The sequence below is a fragment of the Fictibacillus aquaticus genome (assembly GCF_002245695.1).
In the GTDB taxonomy this organism is placed as follows: Bacteria; Bacillota; Bacilli; order Bacillales; family Fictibacillaceae; genus Fictibacillus; species Fictibacillus aquaticus.
The window spans coordinates 1,286,106-1,306,246 of sequence record NZ_NOII01000001.1; the positions used below are offsets into that span (position 1 = coordinate 1,286,106).

Consider the following 20,141-nt stretch of genomic DNA (forward strand, 5'->3'; position numbering starts at 1 on the left):
TACGGTACCATTGCCATCAAAGCCTGCATTATACTGCATTTATTCGAGATGGTACCGTACCCCATACCCCCCAAAAAAATAAAGCTCCCTTTCCGCTGGGGGAAGGGAGCTTTCTAAATGGAAGCTTGTTTAGAAGTCAAAGTTATCTGGATCTGGACCAACACGGCGGTCTTCGTTCAGGCCGTCGATCTTTTCCATGTCTTCTGCTGAAAGTTCGAAATCAAAAATGTCAGCATTCTCAATAATGCGGTGTTCTTTAATCGATTTTGGAATGGTGATGACTTCGGTTTGAAGATCCCAACGCAGGATAACCTGTGCAACAGACTTTCCGTATTTTTCACCGATTTCTTTTAATACTGGATTATCCAAAAGCTCCCCTTGCATGAGCGGGCTCCATGCTTCTAGCTGAATTTCATTACTGCGGCAGAATTCGCGAAGCTCTTTTTGTGCAAGGCGAGGGTGGTATTCGACTTGGTTTACCATCGGTTTTACTTCGCAGTCAGCGAGGATGTCTTCAAGGTGGTGAACATGGAAGTTAGAGACTCCGATCGCACGAACACGTCCGTCGCGGTAAAGCTTTTCAAGCGCGCGCCAAGTTTCTTTGTATTTCCCTTTTACTGGCCAGTGCACAAGATAAAGGTCAAGATACTCTAAACCAAGCTTCTTCAGACTTTCATCAAAAGCGGCAAGAGTTGTCTCGTAGCCTTGATCTGCATTCCACACTTTAGTCGTGATAAATAGTTCGTCACGAGATACGCCTGATTCGCGGATAGCTTGTCCTACACCTTCTTCATTCTTATAGATCGCGGCTGTATCAATTGATTTATAGCCGTTCTTAATAGCCGCCTTAACAGAAGAAATGGTGTCGTTTCCTTCTTCTACTTTAAAAACGCCAAGGCCAAACCACGGCATTTTTACTCCATTATTCAGTGTCACTGTATCTTGTAAATTTGCTGCCATACGAAAATGCCTCCTTTATGTAATGTCAAAATCATTTTGTCACAATTTCACATACAAAGGAAACATTTCGACTTTTGAAGGGATTTCCAATTCACTATTGAATGTTATATATACAGAATGATTGATGGAGACTTCTATTAATGAAAAAGTAGGTGTTTTTCCATGAAGAATAATGTGATTGATTTAATACGAAGACTAGATGAAAAGCAGGCGCCTGAAAAAGACCTTACCTTGATCAGGGAAATTCTCGAACTGTTAAACGAATTCCGCAACAACTATCCTGCTGTTACAAAGAAAGCAATCCTGCTCCGCATCGACCAGCTAACAGATGAATTAATCATCGAAAAAAAGAATTAGCAGCAATACCTCTTCTGATAAACATTCAGCAGCTGGTCTAGTTCCTGACTGCACTTTACAGTATCCTTATTCGTGAATCCTCTTAATGCGGCCAGTTTCAGCAATTCGTCCTTTTTCAATCCGATATCCTTTTGTAAGGTGCTTTTAGTAGCTTCCAATGTCGCCATCGGCCCTGCACTCCTTTTCTTCATTTTTGTTCTTTTTCCTGCGTCTTACCTCATTATGTATAATTTTTTTGACGAAGAAAATAGATTCAGCAAAAGAAGTGATAAAGTTACACATACATACAAAATCTGTTTCTTTTTTATTGAAAAAACGACATAATCAGAAGTGACGCGAAAGGAAGATGAAGATGTTGATGAAATGGTCGAAAGAGCAAAAAGCTGATGCGGTAAGGAACATACAGTCCTTTTTCTGGGATGAACGAGGCGAAGAAATCGGGATGCTGGCAGCTGAAAACCTTCTTCAATTTATGATCGATACATTAGGTCCTCATATGTACAACCAAGGAATTGAAGATGCGAAGAAGATGACCGAAGATAAGCTGATGAACCTTGAGGAAGATTTGGAGTCTTTAAAAAGAAAATCCTGAAATCATGTAAAAACCGGAACGGCTTCAGTGAGCTGTTCCGGTTTCTTTTTTACTGTTTTCTTTCATTGTAATAATTTACAGAGTACTGAGATCCTTCGTCTACCATCTTGTTGTCATCTGTATCATAAGGGTCCGGTACACCGCCCTTCTCGACAGGAAGTGCTTTACTTCGTTCGATGTTTGAAGGCATAAATTTTCGTTTCGCATCTTTCATCATTGACTTTGTTTTAATCCGGTTAGGTTTGGAAGACAGCCACACGGCAAGCGACGCACCCAGCCCGACCAACATCCAGTTATAGCGGTTTCCACGGTAAGTAGTATTCATGTGTAACCCCTCCTTTTAACTTAACGTACCCCTTTTGCATCTTTTTCAAAACCTTTCCTATTTAACAATCTCATTTCAATTTCTTGACCATTATGCCTATTTCGCTCATAACCGGGCATCCGCCTATACCCGATTTCCAAGTATTCCATATGATATATGGAAGTCAAGCAACCAATCGTAAGGAGGAATTTAGAATGTATGCAAATGCACCTTTAGCAAACGCTTCATTAGCAAACGCACCAATGTACGGCGGTTACGGATATTGTGGAGGTGGAGGATGGGGCCGATGCGGTTTTGCCATCATCGTCGTTCTATTCATCCTTCTCATTATCGTAGGTACTGCTTACACGCATCATAATAAGTGCGACTAATGCAGAGTGATTAACTCCAGCACAAAAAAACGCCAGCTGGCGTTTTTTTGTTTTATCTGACCATACTCGAAAACTTTAGTAATAAAAGATTTGACATTTTCTCAGGAAAGGCTCTGCACATGAACCTTTGCCATATGATAAGGAAGGAGGTGCATGCGGTGAAAAATATCCTATTATTCGGTGATCCAGGAATAGACGATACACTTGCTATCATTTATGCTCTGCTGCATCCCGAGATTAATTTGATCGGAATTGTATGCGGTTATGGCAATGTAAGCCGCAAGCAGACGATTCAGAACACCTTTTACCTGCTCAGTCTTGCTGAAAGGCTTGATATCCCTATAATTGGCGGAGCCACACGGTCTCTGACTGGAGACGTTGATGACTATTACCCTGAAATTCACGGGCCTGACGGACTTGGCCCTATCCACCCGCCTGAAGGCCTCCCCAGCACACTGAACAATTTCAGTACCATTTATGAAGTGATCAGCCGCTATCATGACGTGACAATTGTCGATGTTGGCCGGCAGACTTCACTCGCGGCAGCCTACATTCTTGACAGCACGATAATGAACAGTGTGAAAGAAGTATTTATGATGGGTGGAGCTTTCCTTGTTCCCGGGAATGTCACACCAACTGCCGAAGCCAATTTCCATGGTGATCCTGTTGCTGTAAACGCTGTGTTGGCTAATGCACCCCATGTCACGATCACACCTCTGAACGTAACCAACTTTGCAATTATCGCTCCGCAAGACATCCGGTACATTACCGAGCATTCATCCTTCGCTTTTACTCACCTGCTGGAGCCTATTCATAATTATTATTTCAAAGCTTATCAGAAGTTGGTTCCCGGCATAAAAGGAACTCCTATGCACGATGTTTTTACATTATGGGCACTGATGAATCCAGACAAAGTACGATCAGTTCGCCGGAAAGTTTTTGTGGAAACGAACTTAAGCGACAAAGGCTTAAGCATCGCAGACTTCAGACCTCTTTCCAGCCATGAGCAAACCGGTAAACAGCAAAATATCATCCTGCAATTTGATTACAGTGCTTTTGTAGCTGATTTTATCCGCGTGATGAGCGGCGCTTCCTCTATTTGAAGCGCCGCTCCTTACATAGCCGTAGTACAGACAGCCCGCATTTTTTCAATCGCTTCTCTGCTGTCTTTCCCGTTTGCATGAAGACAGCACAACCCTTCTGCCCCGGTTAACAGACTCATGCTAAGAAAGCTTTTAGCGTTCAGCCGGATATCGTTATACTCAATAAAAATCTGGCATTGTTCGAACTCATTCGCCTTATATACCATATTTTGAATTCTTCTGGATTCCATTTTTCCCGGCAGCAAAAAATACGTTTTCATATTCGCTTCATCCTCTTCACTGACCGCTCGGCAACAGTTTTGTCCGGCCAATCATTTATAAAAACCATTGTATGTTCGCATTCCAAAAATATGGTATGAATATTCTCCTGTTCTGCCACATTACTAATAGAGAATTTAAGGAGGAATGATTGTGCCTTTTTATGCTGCATGTGATTATGATGAGCCGGACCGCGAATCGTACCGCGGCATCGTGCTGATTAACACCGAAACTAACGAGATCGAACAACGTTTTTTCAGTGGAAACTTTATAGAAGATTATCAAACTTACCAAAAATGGCTTTACGAAAATGAGCCTTATTATTATGAAGGGGAAAGCATCGTGAATTTTCTCGATGACATGAATGATTCTCAGCTTATGTAAAAAAAGGCGAGGGCACTGAAAAAATTTAACTCACAAGTTTGGAGCGGTAATTTCCGCTCCAGGGTGCTGAGCTTTCCGCGGGGCGTGCGGTGAGCCCCTTTGCCGCTACGCGACCTAAAGGGTCTCACCTTCCCGCTCGTCCCGCTGGAGTCTCGCACCCTTCCGCTCCAATCACAACAAATTTTGCTTACAAATGATTAGAAAAAAGGTAAGACCAACTCGCATTGCCGAGGCGGTTTTACCCATTCTTCATAAGGTTAATCGGAGTGTAATGTGCCGATTCTTCGAAAATGAACTGCACATTTTCTTCGTGGGATGCTATGCTGCCGAAGCTTTCCTTGTCCTGCGCAAAGCGTGCGCCTGAAACGGAGATCAACCTCTTCTCTGATTTCTACATAGATTATCCGAAAAGCATATAAGAAGAAAACCCGGTTAAATAAATTTCACCGGATTTTCAGTGGATTTCCTACTTCATGATGTTTTATGATTTTGTTAATAACTGATCATGCTGACAGGTTTGCTGTCGAGAGCAAACAAACGTCCTACTGTATCGGCCGCTGCCTCGTCTGAAATTTCGGCAAGTCCTAGACGAAGCAATCCTTTCATGTCCACCGCACCCATGATCAAGGATGAGAAATCGCTGATATCCATGTTGAGTTCAACTCTGGCATCGCCCTCTTCTATCACTTCAATCTGTCCTTCAGTAAAAGATGCGTAAACTGGTCCATTGTTTTCGTCTAGAAATGAATCATTAATTGATAGCTTCAGCTGACCGTTCAAACCTCCAAAGTTGCGGCTGCTGAGCTGGTGCAGAAACCTCTTCGTGTCGAGCACACGGTACATCAGACCATCGGCCGTGACGTGTGTCTCAAGATAAATTGAATCAAAAGCAGCAACATCACCATTGCGCGCATCGTCCGCTAAATACCGGAAGTATTCATCGTTCGAAGAAATAATGATCCTCTCCAGCTGATCTTTCTGTGAATAAAAGAAGGAACAGAAAGCGTTTAATGCCTGCGGTGTCAGATAAATCATCTCTTTAACATCCATACTGTTTATAAAAGTGGCTTCGTTTCTATATGAAAAAGTGAGATAACCCTCTACAGTTCCATTTTCGTTCTCATACACGATTGTATGCTGGCCATCCTTAAACACTGAATCTAGATTCCGATCGATTCGTTCTGTCATGCCATTTGTTTTTTCAAGAACAGCATTATAACACTGCAGCAGCTTACGGCGATTTTCCACACTGCCGCGCCATTCTTTCAGATTTTCCTTATTTCCTTTATTCGAGAAACTTCCTGGCTTTATTTTATATTGAGAAATCTGCACGCCGTGTCCAAATCCTGCTTTTTTATAAAACGATGTCTCAAACGGGTAAAGTGCCGCTATATGTACACCGCGTTCATTAAAATAATCAATAGATTTCTTTAATAGAACTTTTGCCAGCCCTTCTCTTCTGCGCAAAAGGTCAATCGCTACAAGACCAATTCCGCCCGCCGGCACGATGGCTCCTCCACAGTTCATCTGGAACTGAAGCAGCCTCACACCGCCTACTAAAGTTCCATTATCATACAATCCGTACAAGTCTTGTGTCTTTTCCTTTTCAATAATATCTGTCAAAAATGAAACCATCTTCTCTCTCGGCGCCTTAAAGCCTGGATAAGCCTTGTCGAGCAAATCCAGCCAAGTCTCTACTTCATCCGATTTCATCACTTTAAATTCCAGCATACAATAGCACCCCCTAAATAAATTAACCCCCTTTAGCATTCTCCGCCAAGGGGGCAATTCCTTCATTATGGTGTCCTTGCAGGGGTACGGTACCGCAAATGGACATTTTTAATATTATGTCCACACAGAGCGGACATCTTCAGTTATTAATAATACGGATATGGGTACGGTGCTGGGTAAGGATATGGCGCACAGCCGAAACATGGCGGACGCGGACGAGTCAATGCAATGCCTGCGATGCTTCCTAAAGCTAATCCCACCAAAGCAGGGGCGAAAAACCATCTGCCGCCTTGATTGGAATATTGCTGGATATATACATTTTCGCTGTCAACTTTTTGAATTGTACCATAATAATCAGTGCCGCATTTGCACGCGATCCTTACACTTTGACCCATGTACTGGCAGCATAAGTGATAAGCTTGTTCTCTCAAATGATAAACCTCCTGTCAATGCATATTACCTTTCACATTCAGCATATGCTTTTCCACAGTAATGGACAGGGACATGAGTGTATAGGCACTTAAAAATGGTACCGTGATACAAGCCTCTTCAAGGTCTTTTTTCCTGTTTTTCACAGAAACCGTCAAAAAGGTTTAATAATAGACGAAATATTCGTAAAATAAATGAAAGATGTCAAAGGAAGGGGAATCATGATATGGCCAAACTTCAAGTCTGTTTTGAAATGAAACATGAAGGTAACAAACGGACAAACGGTAATATCGTCTTCCAGATGGACATAAAACAGAAAAGGCTGCACGAACTTGTGCAAAGGAAAATAGCCCGGCAGTTTAACTGTCCGATTTCTTTCATCACGATCACGAACATATTGATTCAATAACATAACAAAGAAGCGCCTCAGTGCTACAGCCTGGGCGCTTCTATATGTATAGGGGTGACTTGATTATCTCATGCATTGTTCTGTATTATAAGTTTCATAAGTCATCCAACATGCGAACTAATTTATTGCCTTTTAAAGGAATTAATTGTTCGTTTTTTTGTTCTAAAATCTCCTCGCCTTATTGGAGGGTCCTATCTTCTAGATGAATAGCTATCCCGCAAATAGGTATTTAGACCCTAAACCGCTTTACTAATTTACAATCCTTTCCCTAAACTACTCTAATCCAAATCTTTAGGACTACTTTATTTTTATGGTAAATAGATATATGGGTTCTTGTCTAACTTCCTTAAAATGGATAAAATAGGAATAATATAGCAGTGAATCTCTCTAGCTTTCACAATCGATGCGGCTAAGAATGAAAGGGAGGGAATGGGTCATGACAGTATTTGAAGCCATATCGTTAATGATCGGATTTTCAATGCTTGTTCTTACCATTATCCGCTCCAAAGATAATTCATAAATAACGTAGCATTTTATTAAAAAGCTGAGCATTTGCTGCGCAGCTTTTTTTTTGCATTCATTAAATTCTTTAAAAAGAAGCTGTCCCTTAAACATAAAGGGGACAGCTTCTAACCAATTTATTCTGCTATATTCACTGTAATTTCATTATCTTGAACATCTGCTTTAATAGAAGTAACCTCTGTGTCTGAGTCAAGAACGATGTCAGTTACGGCGTCCTCTAATTTCTCTTGAATCACCCTGCGCAGCGGCCGTGCACCAAATGCAGGATGATAACCGAGTTCGGCAAGCTTTTTCTTTGCTTCATCCGTCACTTCAATGGTGATATTTTGCTCCTCCAGCTGCTTTTCAAGCTCTGCAAGCATAAGATCCACAATTTTCACCATATGTTCTTCCTTCAGTGACTGGAACTGAACGATACCGTCAAAACGGTTCAAAAACTCTGGCTTAAAGTAGCTGCCGAGCACATCAAGGATCGCTGACTCTTTCATATTTCCTGCATTATCTGAACCGGCGAACCCGAGCGGCTTCATATGCTTCACACCGGCGCCAGCGTTGGATGTCATTATAATGACTGTATCCTTAAAGCTTACCGTGCGGCCCTGGCTGTCCGTTAAACGCCCATCTTCCATAATCTGAAGGAACATGTGCTGAACGTCAGGATGAGCCTTTTCAATCTCATCAAGCAGGATGATGCTGTAAGGCTTGCGGCGGACCTGTTCTGTCAGCTGGCCAGCCTCTTCATGACCTACGTATCCTGGAGGCGAACCGATCAGCTTGGATACCGCATGCTTTTCCATGTATTCAGACATGTCTAGCCTGATCATTGCATCACGGTCACCAAACAACTCTTCCGCTAGAGTTTTCGTCAATTCTGTCTTCCCGACTCCTGTTGGTCCAGCAAAAAGGAATGTACCAATCGGGCGATTTTTGGACTTAATACCTGCGCGGCTTCTTCGCACCGCTTTCGCCACTTTATCAACTGCTTCTTGCTGACCGATCACCTTTTCGTTCAAACGCTCTTTAAGACCTTTAAGCTTAGACTGCTCGTCGACCTGAAGCTTGCGGACAGGAATACCTGTCTTCTTCTCCACGATATACTGAATGGATTCCACTTCAATAACTGCAGATTTCTTGTTTACTTCCTGCTCGTTCAACTTTTCCTCAAGCTGCAATTCTTCCTGCCGCAGCTTAGCGGCACGTTCATAATCTTCATCAACAGCCGCTTTTTCTTTTTCTTTCACAATGTCCATGAGGCGCTCTTCAATCGCTGTGATCTCGCCCGTTTCGTGAAGAAGGTTTGCTTTTGATCCCGCTTCGTCCATTAGGTCGATCGCTTTATCTGGAAGGAAACGGTCCTGTACGTAGCGGTGTGACAGCTGTACACAAGCCTTTAGCGCTTCCTCACTATAGCTCACATTATGATACTCTTCATATCTTGGAGCGAGCCCTTTCAGGATTTCCAGTGCCTCTTCAGGAGTCGGTTCATTGACGAGAACCGGCTGGAATCGGCGCTCAAGGGCAGCGTCCTTTTCAATCTGGCGGTATTCTTTAAGTGTTGTTGCACCAATTACCTGCAGTTCTCCCCTTGCCAAAGCAGGCTTTAGAATATTCCCTGCATCCATGGAACCTTCTGCAGATCCTGCACCAACAAGCTGGTGTACTTCATCTATGAATAAAATAACATTCTTTCGCTTTTGTAATTCAGCAATAAGCTGTTTCATGCGTTCTTCAAACTGCCCGCGAATGCCTGTGTCTGCCACAAGGGAAGCTACATCAAGCAAGTAAACTTCTTTATTTAATAGCTTTGCCGGCACTTTGCCCTCAGCAATTTTTAGAGCGAGTCCTTCACCTATAGCAGTTTTCCCGACCCCTGGCTCACCAATAAGGACAGGGTTATTTTTATTTCTGCGATTAAGCACCTCAATAACCCGGCTGATCTCGTCATCACGCCCGATAACAGGGTCAATCAGTCCTGCTTTAGCGGCATCGCTTAAATTACGGCCAAATTTATCGATAAAACCTCCGCGGCCGCCCTTTTTAACAGCTGGTCCAGATTCTGTGCCTTGCTGAAAGCCGAACTGCTGGCTGTTCTCCATCATCTGTTTAAACATGTCATCAAATGAAGAAAAATTCATCCCCATTCCTCCTGCATTCATTTCCTGTTTAACTTTATGGTAACAATCCGTACATAGTTTAAATTGCTTACGTTTTTGATTAAATGAGACATTCATATGGATAGAAGCAGGATTCGCATTACATTGTTCACAACGCATAACAATTCCTCCTTTAAATGATAAGTACTTATGTTTAGTAAGGTTAAATAACGCCGGTCTGACTTTGACTTTCTTTGACCTTATGATTGTATTATACTTTGACCTTTTTTGACTTTCAAGTACTTTGCCTCATATTTTTTAAAAGTGATAATTAAACAGGATGGGGTTATCACTACGTTTCCCTAATCAGTTATGGTTAAATCCTGACAAATAAAAAAAGGCACATTGCACTTTTTGCAACGGCCTTCTATTCTTTATCACTTTAATTCTACCTCGATCGTTTTTCTGTAATTCTGAGGTTCATCCTTTGCTGTGAGCCATACTTCCACCTTATATTTTCCAGGCGGCAAATTTTTGATCATAATGTCTTGCACATAAGAATCGCCCTGTTTGATGGTTACTTTATTGAGCACTTGCATGAACATGTGCTCTTTAGAAAATTCATACACAACATTCCCTTCTTTGTCGGTTATTGTGTAGTCATACCTTTTACCTGATGTAAAATGAAGCTCTTTTACTTGCTCAGTCTGATTTTTCAGTTCATATCTTAACAGAACCTGTCCTGGTTTTTCTTCCAAAACCGATAACGAAGGTTCGATAGCACCTGCAGCTATCCCTTGCCCGTCATTGCCCGGACGCTTCTCCTGACGCTTGGCTTCATTCTTATTCTGCCCGTCTCCCATCACTGGCTCCCCCTTCTCTTTTGAATTATCCTGTCCGTTTCCGCAGCCCGCCGCCATCATCAGTAAAAATACGGCTGTCAGCAGAAATATCCTTTTTTTCATGTCATTTCACCTCAATGACTATTGTAAGCAAAATTACCCTTTTTCATTAAAAAGCGGAATATCCACTTTACTAAACCATTCCTTTTTTCACTAGCAAATTAACCTTGTTTTCCTTTCAACGTTAAATTCGCCTTTTCTGTATAAACTCCTGTGTTTGTTATGGCTCATTTCTAGATGTTATGGCTTTTGATCTATTTGTTTTATAAGAAAGTTCAGAGTAGTTGACAATGAAGTGCACGCTTCAAAGCCTAATTTATAAGGAATTTTTGAATTTACGTTGGCTTGCACATCTTTCACATTCACTTGATCATCCTGAATCCATCATTGACAAAGTTGATCGGAGTGTAAGGTGCCGACTCCTGCGGGACGAGTGGGACAGGTGAGACCCTTTAAGGCGCGTAGCGGCAAAGGGGCTCACCGCCCGCCCCGCGGAAAGCGTGCGCCTGAAACGGAGATCAACTAACTCCGTGAATTCTTTAAAAGCACCATAATTTGAGAAAACATGAAAAAAAGCTTTACCCCCAATTCGGAAGTAAAGCCTCTCTCTATACTCTAAACTGCCTGATCGAGCTGTTCAGTTCTTCTGCCATATCTGCGAGTGCAGTGGATGATGACATGATCTCCTCCATGGAAGCTAGCTGTTCTTCAGTCGATGCTGACACTTCTTGGGTTGTAGAAGCAGCTGTTTCAGCCATCTGAGAAATATATTGAATAGAATCTGCAACATGTATTGTATTGGAATTTATCGCTTCAGTGGCTGCAGCGACTTCATCTACCTGCTTAGATACAAGGACGACAGATTCTTTTAATACGGTAAAAGCTTGACCAGATTCCCTTACGAGGTGTGTGCCGTTTTCCACCTCTAATGTTCCTTTATTCATCGCCTTAACCGCATTATCTGTCAGTTCTTGGATCATAAAAATGATCTCTCCAATCTGATTAGCAGACTGTGCTGACTGTTCAGCAAGCTTTCTTACCTCATTTGCTACCACGGCAAATCCTTTACCTTGTTCACCTGCACGCGCAGCTTCTATCGCTGCATTTAGAGCGAGCAGGTTTGTCTGGCCAGAAATATCCGTTATAACATCGACGATCTTATTGATTTCCTGCGATTTTTCTCCAAGGTCTTTTACCGCAAATGCTGTTTCTGTAATGCTCTTTGAGATAACATCCATTTGGCTTACTGTTCTAGTAATAGCCTCATTACCGCCAGCCGCTGCCTCAAGAGAGCTGCCTGACGCTTCAGCCATTTTATTCATGCTCTCAAAAATCTGGAGTGTCCCATTTTTCAGCGCATCGATCGATTCTGCAATTTGTTCTACGCTTCTTACTTGATGCTGTGACCCGCCTGCCACCTCTTCGACAGCAGAAGCAATCTGTTCTGTTGCCTGAGCCGTCTGGCCGGCACTTGCTGTAAGCTCTTCAGCTGACGAAGCGACATGCTCTGCACTCGTCCGCACTTGCCGTATCAGTTTAGCAAGATTAGTACCCATACTGTTGATTCCGTCAGCTAGATCACCGATTTCATCTTTGTTCTTCACCTGTATTGGATCCATTGTCAAGTCGCCCTCAGCAATATCCTTCAGCATAACAGTCATCCGGCTGACCGGACGGGAGATCATCCTGGAAATATACGTACCGGCAGCGATGGCCAGCACCACTACAGCTACACCGATGATGGAAACGATGAAGATAATTTCTTCAACGAGAGCCATAGCTTCTTGATTGCCCTTTTCCATTAGCTTTTGCTGACGTTCAGCCAGTTTTCCCGATAGCGTCCTAATTTCACGGCTCAGCGGATAGACTTTGTTATTCGCCTCGTCCCTTGCTTTCACTAGGTCTACAGATGCAGTTGCCGTGACTTTTTTAACTTCATCCATATATTCAGTGTTCAGCTTGCTGATTTTCTTTAAATTTTCTTTATCTTCATCAACTTTCACAAGAGCGAGAGTTTCCTGCACAAGAATATTAATATTCGCTCCGCTCTGTCCGATTTTTGATTGGCTGTCAAGAGACTGCTGAAGAAGATACTCTCGCATACTGCTGCTCTGCATTGCGCCTTGCAGCTGAATCTCTTTCATGTTGGCCAGGATTTCACTCCGTCTGCCCAGCAAATCATTATAGGAAGATTCCATTGATTTTAGGTAATAAAAAAACACGCCAGAAGCCCCTGCAAAAAGCAATGAAATAATCAAAAATGAACCCGTTAATTTTTTTCTAAGCGTCAATTTCATCCAGCTATCCTCATTTCAGACAATTTCATAATTAGTTCATGTGAATCGAGCAAAACAATCAGCTTTTCCTCATACTGCACGACTCCGCTGATCAAGCTCCCTTTTTCCATTCCGAGCACCTTAGGCAATGAGTGTGCTTCGTGAATCAGTTCTGTAACCGGACTCGCATCCTCAACAAAAAGTCCTGCCTTCATACCTTTGTTTTCAAGCACGACAATTTTCCATTCATCACTCTGTTTTCCTTCAGGAGCTCCCATAATGTTAGTCAGCGGCATAACAGGTATGATATCTCCCCGAATTTCCAACATCTCGAGAATATTTCCATCTTCCTTCTTTATCTCTGCTCTTTCTATTGAACTGACATTTGATACCGATATGGCGTATTTCTCAAGCCCTGCTGTCATAACAATAATATTTTTGGCTGCAGCCATGATGAACACACAGTCCCTTCATAAAGCGGTTTCACATTATATCGGTAAGATAGTTAAGTTTATTTAACAAAAAAAATCAGATGCCATGATTCAGCATCTGATTTATAGAATTACCTATTAAGTTCAATTTTCTTTGATGAGTTGGCAGGTATGGTGATTTTAACTTCTACATATTGCTTCGTTCCATAAAGCTGTGACTGTGAAACTTCTCCTGCTGACGGAGTGTACGTCCCCTGCTTCATATAAAACGGTACATAAACTGTCGCCGCTTTATTCCAACGGTTCGTGAGAGTTGCTGTCTGTGTTACCTGCGTTCCATCGTTCGGCAGAGAATATTCATTTTGAAAACTTACAGTTCCTGCTGCAGTATCGCCGTTTTCATAAACAGGCATCGAGCGGTCAGGTCCTTCATACACATACCCGTTAAACTTGCTGCTCGCCGGATCCTTTTGGAATACACGGTAACCCACCCATGGCTTGGCACTAAGTTCGATTGAAGCTGTTGTTGAATAAAGGATTCCGTCCTGCTCAGTAATGTTGTCAATGTGAGTATGTCCGTGCAGCGAAATGTCTACATTGTTTTGCTTCATGATGTCAATCAGCTCATGCGACCCTTCCCCATGCCATTGCTGGTCATATTTCTGTCCAAGTATTTCTGCTTTGATCAAGGTCGATAAGTCACGAGGATTGTGCTTTGCATCATATTCTTTCCAATAATCCTGTACTTCACTGTCTGATGACGGCCATATATCACGGTCGCGCCATATAGGATTATGGTGAGAGAACAGTCCTTTAACTTGCTCAGGCTGCGCGGTTTGAGCATTTTTTGCTAGATCGTCCTTGATCCAGTTCATCTGTTCATCGCGTATTTGTCCGCCCCATGTCGGCACAGAAACCGTTCCATGGCCTTGGCGGTCAAACTTATGCCAGTCAAACGAGTTATAGCCGATCATGTGTGCATAAGGGCCGTAATCAAACGAGAAGTACTGAGGCCCAAAATACTGCTCCCAATATTTCGCCCCGTCCGCAAGCGTTGCATCCTGTGCGTAATAATCGTGATTTCCAGGAACAATATAGACAGGGACATTAAACTTTTTCAGTATGCGGTAAGTTTCTTCATATTCATAAATATATTCTTGAGGATTCATCTGGCCGAACATAAGGTCTCCGGTCATGACGACAAAATCAGGCTTAAGCAGATTTACCTGACGAATGGTTTTCTGCAAGTAGAGCCAGCGTTTCGACTCATCTGGATTCCACATACCCGCTTCAGTCGCGTTAGCTGGGTCTTGAATATTTCTAGGAGAGCCAACGTGTATGTCGGTCAGGTGCATAAAATTAAAATCTTTTTTAAATTCATCGACCACTTTTACGGAATTAGGCTCGTCATCTGTAATGCGCGTTCCGTCTCCCGTATAGGAAATTTTTAAGTCATAAAGATTTTCTGAAACTTCTTCAGGAATCGTAACCGTTACAGCATAGACCGAATCGCTGTTCTTCCAATATTCCGAGCTTTTTTGTACAGATTTAACTGGAAGTTTGAATTCTCCATCCACCTTTGCATTTTCCGTCGGATTAAGTGAAACGTCCCATCCTGCAGGATTTTTTCCTTTAGTATCCACTTTTACTGTTAAGTCTGTGTTCTTCTTTTTTATTGCAGGTGTCGCCATTAATGGATAAATAATATTCTCTACTTTTGGATCTATAGCAATATTAGGAGCACTGTCTAAATAATTAGTAGAATTACCAATACCTCCGTCTTGCTTATCAACAGATGGAATGGCAAATGCATTTCCCATCGGCATAACGAGTGATGATGCGGCTGCAAGAACAACGGCTTTACGCTTCCAGTTCACAGGCTGCACTTCCTTTCAGCTAGAGTTACCACTAGCTTAGCAAGGAAATGTTAAGAGATTATTACATCAATTTAAATATTAACGCATTTTGCGGCATTTTATTTTTCTGCAAGCTCTGTCAGTCTCTCTCTCGCTTCTTTCTCATCAAAAGAACTGTAAACGCGATAGTCATTATTATTCAATATTCTATAATGCTGGCTGATCAGGTTTTGCTGCAGTCTGTATGTTCCTTCTCTCTTCAACTCCCGCCACCAGACATGCCCTCCCCACGTTTTTTCTTTTACTGAATTGACATGAGAATGGGAGACTACTTCGATCACATCAACTGGGTCTCCGCCAAGTGCTGCACGGAGAATCTCAGACTGGCGGAAAATGGCGCACATTGCAGCGATAAGCGTCCAGCCTGGCTGGAGGCGGTCTTTTTCTATCTGAACGAGTGTCTTTTTAGAGATACCGAGCACTTCAGACATTTTGTCCTGTGTGTATCCTTTTTCGGTTCGTACGAGCTTGACTTTCGGCCATAGCAATTCTATTACATCCTCTTTGTTCACGAGGCACCTTCTTTCACACGATTAGATACATTTTACACTTTTCGTTCAAAAAACTGAATAAAAAAATACCTGACAGCAAGCCACTGTCAGATACTCATCAATCTTATTAAGATAATCTTTGTTCTTGAAAAAGATCTGGCTCCCAATGAAGAATATCGTAATTCCCCGCTTCAATTCTTTCCTTCTCAGACTCCAAAACATCCAGCAGCTCACGCGGATAAGCAGACGTTCCTGCTTGCAGGTCAATCCCGCTGTCAGGGGCATAAAGCAGAAGCGTGAACAGCTTCTTCTCAGCCATATCCATTCCGTGTACATGCAGATAGGATAAATTCTTGATCCTATATACATAAAACAGCCTGTACCGTTCCATCTTCCCACACTCCTTCTTGTTAAAAGTGTGGGCAGTCTTCGCGTGAATTAAACCTTAGCGATGCGTTTTAAACGGTTTCGGCGGAGGACTGGTCGGCAGTAATACCTCCACCTTTGTTCCTCTTCCCTCTTCAGATGAAAACTCAATCTTTCCTGAATGCTCTTCCATGATTTTAAAACAAACCATCAACCCAAGGCCTGTTCCCTTATCTTTCGTAGTATAAAAAGGTTCTCCAAGTGTTTTCAGCCTGTCTTTTGGAATCCCGCATCCTTGATCCTGAATTGTCATCTGAACCAAGTTATTTTTCCTTTCCAGTTCTAGTGTGATGATTCCTTCCTGTTCCATGCTTTCAATAGCGTTTTTCAGCAAGTTAATGAAAAGCTGCTTGATCTGGTTTTCCACACCGTACACATGCGGCAGATCGTCTTCCATTTTTACGATAATTTGAATGTTTTTGATGATTGCCTGTGTTTCCAGAAGCAGGACGACGCTGTTTATGATCTCCTTCAAATTTGTATACTCGAAGCTGACGGCCTGCGGCTTAGCTACTAGCATCAGCTCCCCGACAATCTCATTGATCCGGTTCAGCTCGGATTCCATGATCCGCAAATATTCTCCTTTAATGTCACCGTCCGCATCATGCAAGAGCTTTGTGAAGCCTTTTAAGGAGGTGAGCGGATTACGAATCTCATGTGCTACACCGGCAGCCAGTTCACCAAGGACAGTAAGCTTTTCAGACTTCCTGATCAGCTCTTCTGTTTTCTTAGCCTTTGTGACATCCCGGCCGAACGTCACGATGCTTTCGACTCGTCCATGATCATTCAGGATCGGTACGCCGTTAGTTTCGATCGACATCCAGTGGCCGTTTACATGTCTCAGGCAAAACTCCACTTGAAAGGGCTGCTTTTTAACGAGAACTTGAGTAAAGCAGTTAATAAGCTCTTCCGTATCGTCAGGGTGAAGCAGATCTACGAGAGAACAGTTTAAAATATCATTCGAATAGCCTAGCACATGAAAATAAGATGGCGATGTGTATTGGAACTTGCCGTCAGGTTCTATTACAGCGATAAGATCTGTAGAGTGCTCTGCAATAAGCCTATACTTTGCCTCGCTTTCTCTTAGCGCCCTTTCAACCTTCTTTTGTGAGGTGATGTCGCGGTAGATGATGACAAATCCCATCAGCCGCCCATCCATATCAGAAATGGTAGAGAATGAGACCGAGACATCGATCATATCCCCATTTTTCTTAATCCGCTGTGTTTCATAAATTGGAATAGAAGTGCCTTCCTGCAGCTGTTCCATGATTTTGTTGGACGCGTCTCTTAAATGATTCGGAGTGATGACAGGCGGTTCATCTTCAAAGTTAATAAATTCGTCTTCTGTCCATCCAAACATTTTTTCAAAGGCTTCATTTACTTTAATGCATTCTCTTCTTGTATTTAAAATCAGGATCGCATCCGTTGCACCTTTTAGCACGGATTCCAGAAGGTCAAGCGCTACACTGAGCTCTTCTTCTTTTTGTTTATGCGGTGTGATATCTCGTCCGGTGATGATTAAAATTAAGGGTTTCCCGTCCCTGTCGAATGTTGGCTGTTTGACCAGTTCCAGAACAACCTTGCTGCCATGGAGTGTCTCAATTTCTTCGACCGTCTTGACAGCTTCTCTCTTTTCCCATGCTTCTTGGTCGCTTATACGGCATTTCTGAATCGTTGAAGCCGTCAAGTGGCTTTGCAGGAATTCGATCGATTTTCCTCTGTAGTTCTCAATCAGGATTCCGAACATATCCAGCGCAAACTGGTTGGCTTCAAGCCAAGTTCCATCGGGCTTTTTTATACAGATAAATTCAGGAATGACATCTATCATTCTTTTAAACGGACCTAAAGGCGGCAGAAGTTCATTATCTATACTAATCATCATAATCACCCTTTTACTATTGCATATCCCCGATAGTACTAATTGGATACTTGCCTTCTATTTCCTTTGATTTATTGGAAAAATAGTGCGACAAATTCATGCGCGATGCGCCATAAAATGACAAAAAGCACTTCCTTTTTCCTAGGAAGTGCTTTTAAACCGATGTCATTTAAACTGCTTTTACCGCTTCTTTTAGCGATTTTCCAGGTTTGAATGCAGGTACGCTGCTAGCCTGGATCTGAATTTCTTCTCCCGTCAGCGGGTTGCGTCCTTTACGGGCGTTGCGGTTTCGTGTTTCGAATGTGCCAAAGCCGATCAGCTGAACACTTTCGCCTTGCTTAAGCGCGTTCGTGATTGCTTCGAGAACCGCTTCCACCGCCAGTGTTGAGTCTTTTTTATTCATGTTGGTTGCATTTTTGACTGCATCAATTAAATCTGTTTTTCTCATTTGAAAAAACCTCCTAAAATCTTAAAATGGCATTTCTTATCTGCCATTATTGACGGGTTTTTATCAAATATACATATTGTTCAGATTTTTTTAGTGAATTTTTCAGGTTTTTAAAGAAATCAGAGAAGAAGTTAATCTCCGTTTCAGGCGCACACTTTCCGCGGGGTGAGCGGTGAGCCCTTCCGTCGCATGCGCCATTGGAAGGTCTCACCTGTCTCACTCATCCCGCTAGAGTCGGCGCCTTACACTCCGATCAACTTAATCAATGAAGAATTCAAGATGATCTAATGATAGAGTCAGCCAATCAACCTAAAATGGTCATTTTAATTAAGCATTGAAGTTTTAGAAGGTAACTCCTCTAGTTACTTACAAAACCAAACCTTTTGTTAGCAACACTCTTTTACAAAAGCCCTTTTAGAAACCTTGTATTGTCATTCCGCCATCTACGAACAGTGTTTGGCCGCTTATGTAGCTTCCGGCTTCGCTGGCAAGCATGACTGCTGGTCCGACGAGCTCTGGCAGTTCTCCTACACGCTTTAGCGGTGTGACTGCAAGGATATCAGAAAGGTAGTTTTCGTCTGCTAATAGCTTCTCTGTCAGAGGAGTTTTAAAATACCACGGCCCGATCGCATTTACGTTAATGCCGTAATGCCCCCATTCAAGGGCGAGGTTCTTAGTCATCTGTATGATGGCAGCTTTTGTAGCTGCATAAACAACCCCGGTTCTTAATGCAACTGTTCCAGCAACAGAAGCAATGGTAATTATTCTTCCGCCATTTTCCTTCATCCTTTTTCCTGCTTCCTGTGCAAACCAGAATGCAGATCTGAGGTTTGTATTCATGATCGTGTTCCATTCTTCCTCGGTCACGTCCATCGCCTTGCTTCGTATGTTCATGCCTGCATTGTTTACTAATATATTCAGGCTGATAGATTGGGCGTCCATCTGCTCAAACACACCTGCCACATCTTCCTTGTTCGTGACATCACAACGAAACATCCACGCTTTTCTCCCGAGCTTTTCAATTTCAAAAGCTGCGCTTTCGAGATCTGCTGCTGTTCTTGCAACAAGAATAACGTCAGCTCCTGCCTCCGCCATTCCTATCGCCAGAGCCCGGCCGATTCCTCTACCTGCTCCAGTTACAAGTGCAGTTTTTCCTTCAAGTGAAAATGACGGTAAATAGTTCATAGTCCAGCTCCAATCTTTAATAGTTGATTGACGTGATGACGATCATGTTCAGCAAATTCAAGCATCAGGCTCTTCAAAGTATAAGGCATGCTATCTTCATCAGCAGTAACTCCGTTAATAGAAATCGGATTTTCCCATTTTTCTTCTGATAGCCCGGAAAGATCAGACAGCAGCGCATCTCTCTGCCGAAGTGCCTCATTCACGATCTCTGTTTTTGACTTTCCTTCTATGTACATTATTGATTTGGCATTGTATTCATCATGATCAGGAAATGAGATAGACTGTGTGTTTAGGATGGACGGCAGCCCTTCTTGAATCAAGTACAAATCCCAATAAAGAATATGACCGACCACTTCGCCTATACTCCATTTCCCTGCTTCGGCTGGTGTTTTCCAGGTTCCTTCACTAACGCTTTCACTGATGCGTACAATGTCTTCTTTCCATACTGCTAATGAACTTACAGCCTCGTTCATGACGTTTCCTCCGATCTTATTATCATTTTTTCTGCAGTTTCAGTTTAGCAAATTATAGCATCTAGCAAGAATGAAAAGTCTAATAATTAAAAGAATTGGGGTACGGTACCATTCATGTCATCGCCAGCATTAGCGATGCTTCAAAAGGAATGGTACCGTACCCCATATGTTCAAATGTTA

At 42.6% G+C, this 20,141-nt stretch carries 24 protein-coding genes; 7 read left to right on the top strand and 17 right to left on the bottom strand.

From position 1 onward, the window contains the following. Positions 1–129 precede the first annotated feature (129 nt). Positions 130–960: an aldo/keto reductase gene (locus tag CGZ90_RS06705; protein WP_094251535.1), complete on the bottom strand. Its 831-nt coding sequence runs from the start codon at positions 958–960 to the stop codon at positions 130–132. Positions 961–1,122: 162 nt separating this feature from the next. Here CGZ90_RS06705 and CGZ90_RS06710 point away from each other — a divergent pair, with 162 nt between their 5' ends. Then, on the top strand, positions 1,123–1,317 hold the full coding sequence (locus CGZ90_RS06710) for a hypothetical protein (RefSeq protein WP_094251536.1): 195 nt from the start codon (positions 1,123–1,125) through the stop codon (positions 1,315–1,317). On the opposite strand, the gene CGZ90_RS06715 is transcribed toward CGZ90_RS06710, so the two are convergent. Further along, complete coding sequence (locus CGZ90_RS06715) at positions 1,314–1,484, bottom strand: aspartyl-phosphate phosphatase Spo0E family protein (RefSeq protein ID WP_094251537.1); 171 nt, start codon at positions 1,482–1,484, stop codon at positions 1,314–1,316. The genes CGZ90_RS06710 and CGZ90_RS06715 overlap by 4 nt on opposite strands. Before the next feature lie 185 nt (positions 1,485–1,669). On the opposite strand from CGZ90_RS06715, the gene CGZ90_RS06720 reads away from it, so the two are divergent. Further along, on the top strand, positions 1,670–1,909 hold the full coding sequence (locus tag CGZ90_RS06720) for a DUF2164 domain-containing protein (RefSeq protein ID WP_240515361.1): 240 nt from the start codon (positions 1,670–1,672) through the stop codon (positions 1,907–1,909). 49 nt (positions 1,910–1,958) lie between these two features. Here the strand turns inward: CGZ90_RS06720 and CGZ90_RS06725 are convergent, their stop codons facing one another. Then, on the bottom strand, positions 1,959–2,234 hold the full coding sequence (locus tag CGZ90_RS06725; RefSeq protein ID WP_094251539.1) for a hypothetical protein: 276 nt from the start codon (positions 2,232–2,234) through the stop codon (positions 1,959–1,961). Between the two features lie 242 nt (positions 2,235–2,476). Between CGZ90_RS06725 and CGZ90_RS06730 the strand changes: the two genes are divergently transcribed. Then, entirely contained in the window at positions 2,477–2,605 is a 129-nt protein-coding gene (locus CGZ90_RS06730) for a YjcZ family sporulation protein (RefSeq protein WP_094251810.1), read from the top strand. A gap of 158 nt (positions 2,606–2,763) precedes the next feature. Further along, positions 2,764–3,708 carry a nucleoside hydrolase gene (locus CGZ90_RS06735; protein WP_133063560.1) on the top strand — a complete coding sequence of 315 codons (945 nt, stop codon included), beginning with the start codon at positions 2,764–2,766 and terminating at the stop codon, positions 3,706–3,708. An 11-nt stretch (positions 3,709–3,719) separates the two neighbouring features. Here the strand turns inward: CGZ90_RS06735 and CGZ90_RS06740 are convergent, their stop codons facing one another. Beyond that, complete coding sequence (locus CGZ90_RS06740) at positions 3,720–3,968, bottom strand: HPr family phosphocarrier protein (protein ID WP_094251540.1); 249 nt, start codon at positions 3,966–3,968, stop codon at positions 3,720–3,722. A gap of 151 nt (positions 3,969–4,119) precedes the next feature. Between CGZ90_RS06740 and CGZ90_RS06745 the strand changes: the two genes are divergently transcribed. Then, positions 4,120–4,350, top strand: a complete 231-nt coding sequence (locus CGZ90_RS06745) for a hypothetical protein (protein ID WP_094251541.1) — start codon at positions 4,120–4,122, stop codon at positions 4,348–4,350. Between the two features lie 492 nt (positions 4,351–4,842). On the opposite strand, the gene CGZ90_RS06750 is transcribed toward CGZ90_RS06745, so the two are convergent. Together CGZ90_RS06750 and CGZ90_RS06755 are read right to left on the bottom strand one after the other, a co-directional pair. Further along, positions 4,843–6,081, bottom strand: a complete 1,239-nt coding sequence (locus CGZ90_RS06750; RefSeq protein ID WP_165766792.1) for a GNAT family N-acetyltransferase — start codon at positions 6,079–6,081, stop codon at positions 4,843–4,845. A 146-nt stretch (positions 6,082–6,227) separates the two neighbouring features. Beyond that, positions 6,228–6,512, bottom strand: a complete 285-nt coding sequence (locus tag CGZ90_RS06755) for a hypothetical protein (RefSeq protein WP_094251543.1) — start codon at positions 6,510–6,512, stop codon at positions 6,228–6,230. 224 nt (positions 6,513–6,736) lie between these two features. Here CGZ90_RS06755 and CGZ90_RS06760 point away from each other — a divergent pair, with 224 nt between their 5' ends. Then, positions 6,737–6,919 (top strand): hypothetical protein, encoded by a 183-nt coding sequence (locus CGZ90_RS06760; RefSeq protein ID WP_094251544.1) that lies wholly within the window; start codon positions 6,737–6,739, stop codon positions 6,917–6,919. A gap of 436 nt (positions 6,920–7,355) precedes the next feature. Then, entirely contained in the window at positions 7,356–7,439 is an 84-nt protein-coding gene (locus CGZ90_RS21290) for a putative holin-like toxin (RefSeq protein WP_379675187.1), read from the top strand. 118 nt (positions 7,440–7,557) lie between these two features. Here the strand turns inward: CGZ90_RS21290 and CGZ90_RS06770 are convergent, their stop codons facing one another. From CGZ90_RS06770 to CGZ90_RS06820, 11 genes are all read right to left on the bottom strand, one after another. After that, positions 7,558–9,714 carry an ATP-dependent Clp protease ATP-binding subunit gene (locus CGZ90_RS06770; protein ID WP_094251546.1) on the bottom strand — a complete coding sequence of 719 codons (2,157 nt, stop codon included), beginning with the start codon at positions 9,712–9,714 and terminating at the stop codon, positions 7,558–7,560. A 257-nt stretch (positions 9,715–9,971) separates the two neighbouring features. After that, a complete protein-coding gene (locus CGZ90_RS06775; RefSeq protein ID WP_094251547.1) occupies positions 9,972–10,499 on the bottom strand; it encodes a BsuPI-related putative proteinase inhibitor in 528 nt (175 codons plus the stop codon). 545 nt (positions 10,500–11,044) lie between these two features. Further along, complete coding sequence (locus CGZ90_RS06780; RefSeq protein ID WP_094251548.1) at positions 11,045–12,733, bottom strand: methyl-accepting chemotaxis protein; 1,689 nt, start codon at positions 12,731–12,733, stop codon at positions 11,045–11,047. Further along, positions 12,730–13,164 carry a chemotaxis protein CheW gene (locus CGZ90_RS06785; RefSeq protein WP_094251549.1) on the bottom strand — a complete coding sequence of 145 codons (435 nt, stop codon included), beginning with the start codon at positions 13,162–13,164 and terminating at the stop codon, positions 12,730–12,732. The genes CGZ90_RS06780 and CGZ90_RS06785 overlap by 4 nt, the downstream gene beginning before the upstream one ends. Before the next feature lie 110 nt (positions 13,165–13,274). Next, a complete protein-coding gene (locus CGZ90_RS06790; protein WP_094251550.1) occupies positions 13,275–15,020 on the bottom strand; it encodes a metallophosphoesterase family protein in 1,746 nt (581 codons plus the stop codon). A gap of 98 nt (positions 15,021–15,118) precedes the next feature. Then, on the bottom strand, positions 15,119–15,571 hold the full coding sequence (locus CGZ90_RS06795) for a helix-turn-helix transcriptional regulator (RefSeq protein WP_094251551.1): 453 nt from the start codon (positions 15,569–15,571) through the stop codon (positions 15,119–15,121). 106 nt (positions 15,572–15,677) lie between these two features. Then, positions 15,678–15,941 (bottom strand): hypothetical protein, encoded by a 264-nt coding sequence (locus tag CGZ90_RS06800; protein WP_094251552.1) that lies wholly within the window; start codon positions 15,939–15,941, stop codon positions 15,678–15,680. A gap of 54 nt (positions 15,942–15,995) precedes the next feature. Further along, positions 15,996–17,858: a PAS domain-containing sensor histidine kinase gene (locus CGZ90_RS06805; protein ID WP_094251553.1), complete on the bottom strand. Its 1,863-nt coding sequence runs from the start codon at positions 17,856–17,858 to the stop codon at positions 15,996–15,998. Between the two features lie 166 nt (positions 17,859–18,024). Then, the gene (locus CGZ90_RS06810) at positions 18,025–18,303 is read right to left on the bottom strand and encodes an HU family DNA-binding protein (RefSeq protein ID WP_094251554.1); all 279 of its coding nucleotides are present in this window, start codon (positions 18,301–18,303) and stop codon (positions 18,025–18,027) included. A 414-nt stretch (positions 18,304–18,717) separates the two neighbouring features. Next, the gene (locus tag CGZ90_RS06815) at positions 18,718–19,488 is read right to left on the bottom strand and encodes an SDR family NAD(P)-dependent oxidoreductase (RefSeq protein ID WP_094251555.1); all 771 of its coding nucleotides are present in this window, start codon (positions 19,486–19,488) and stop codon (positions 18,718–18,720) included. Beyond that, positions 19,485–19,961, bottom strand: a complete 477-nt coding sequence (locus CGZ90_RS06820; protein ID WP_094251556.1) for a DinB family protein — start codon at positions 19,959–19,961, stop codon at positions 19,485–19,487. The genes CGZ90_RS06815 and CGZ90_RS06820 overlap by 4 nt, the downstream gene beginning before the upstream one ends. Positions 19,962–20,141: the final 180 nt, after the last annotated feature.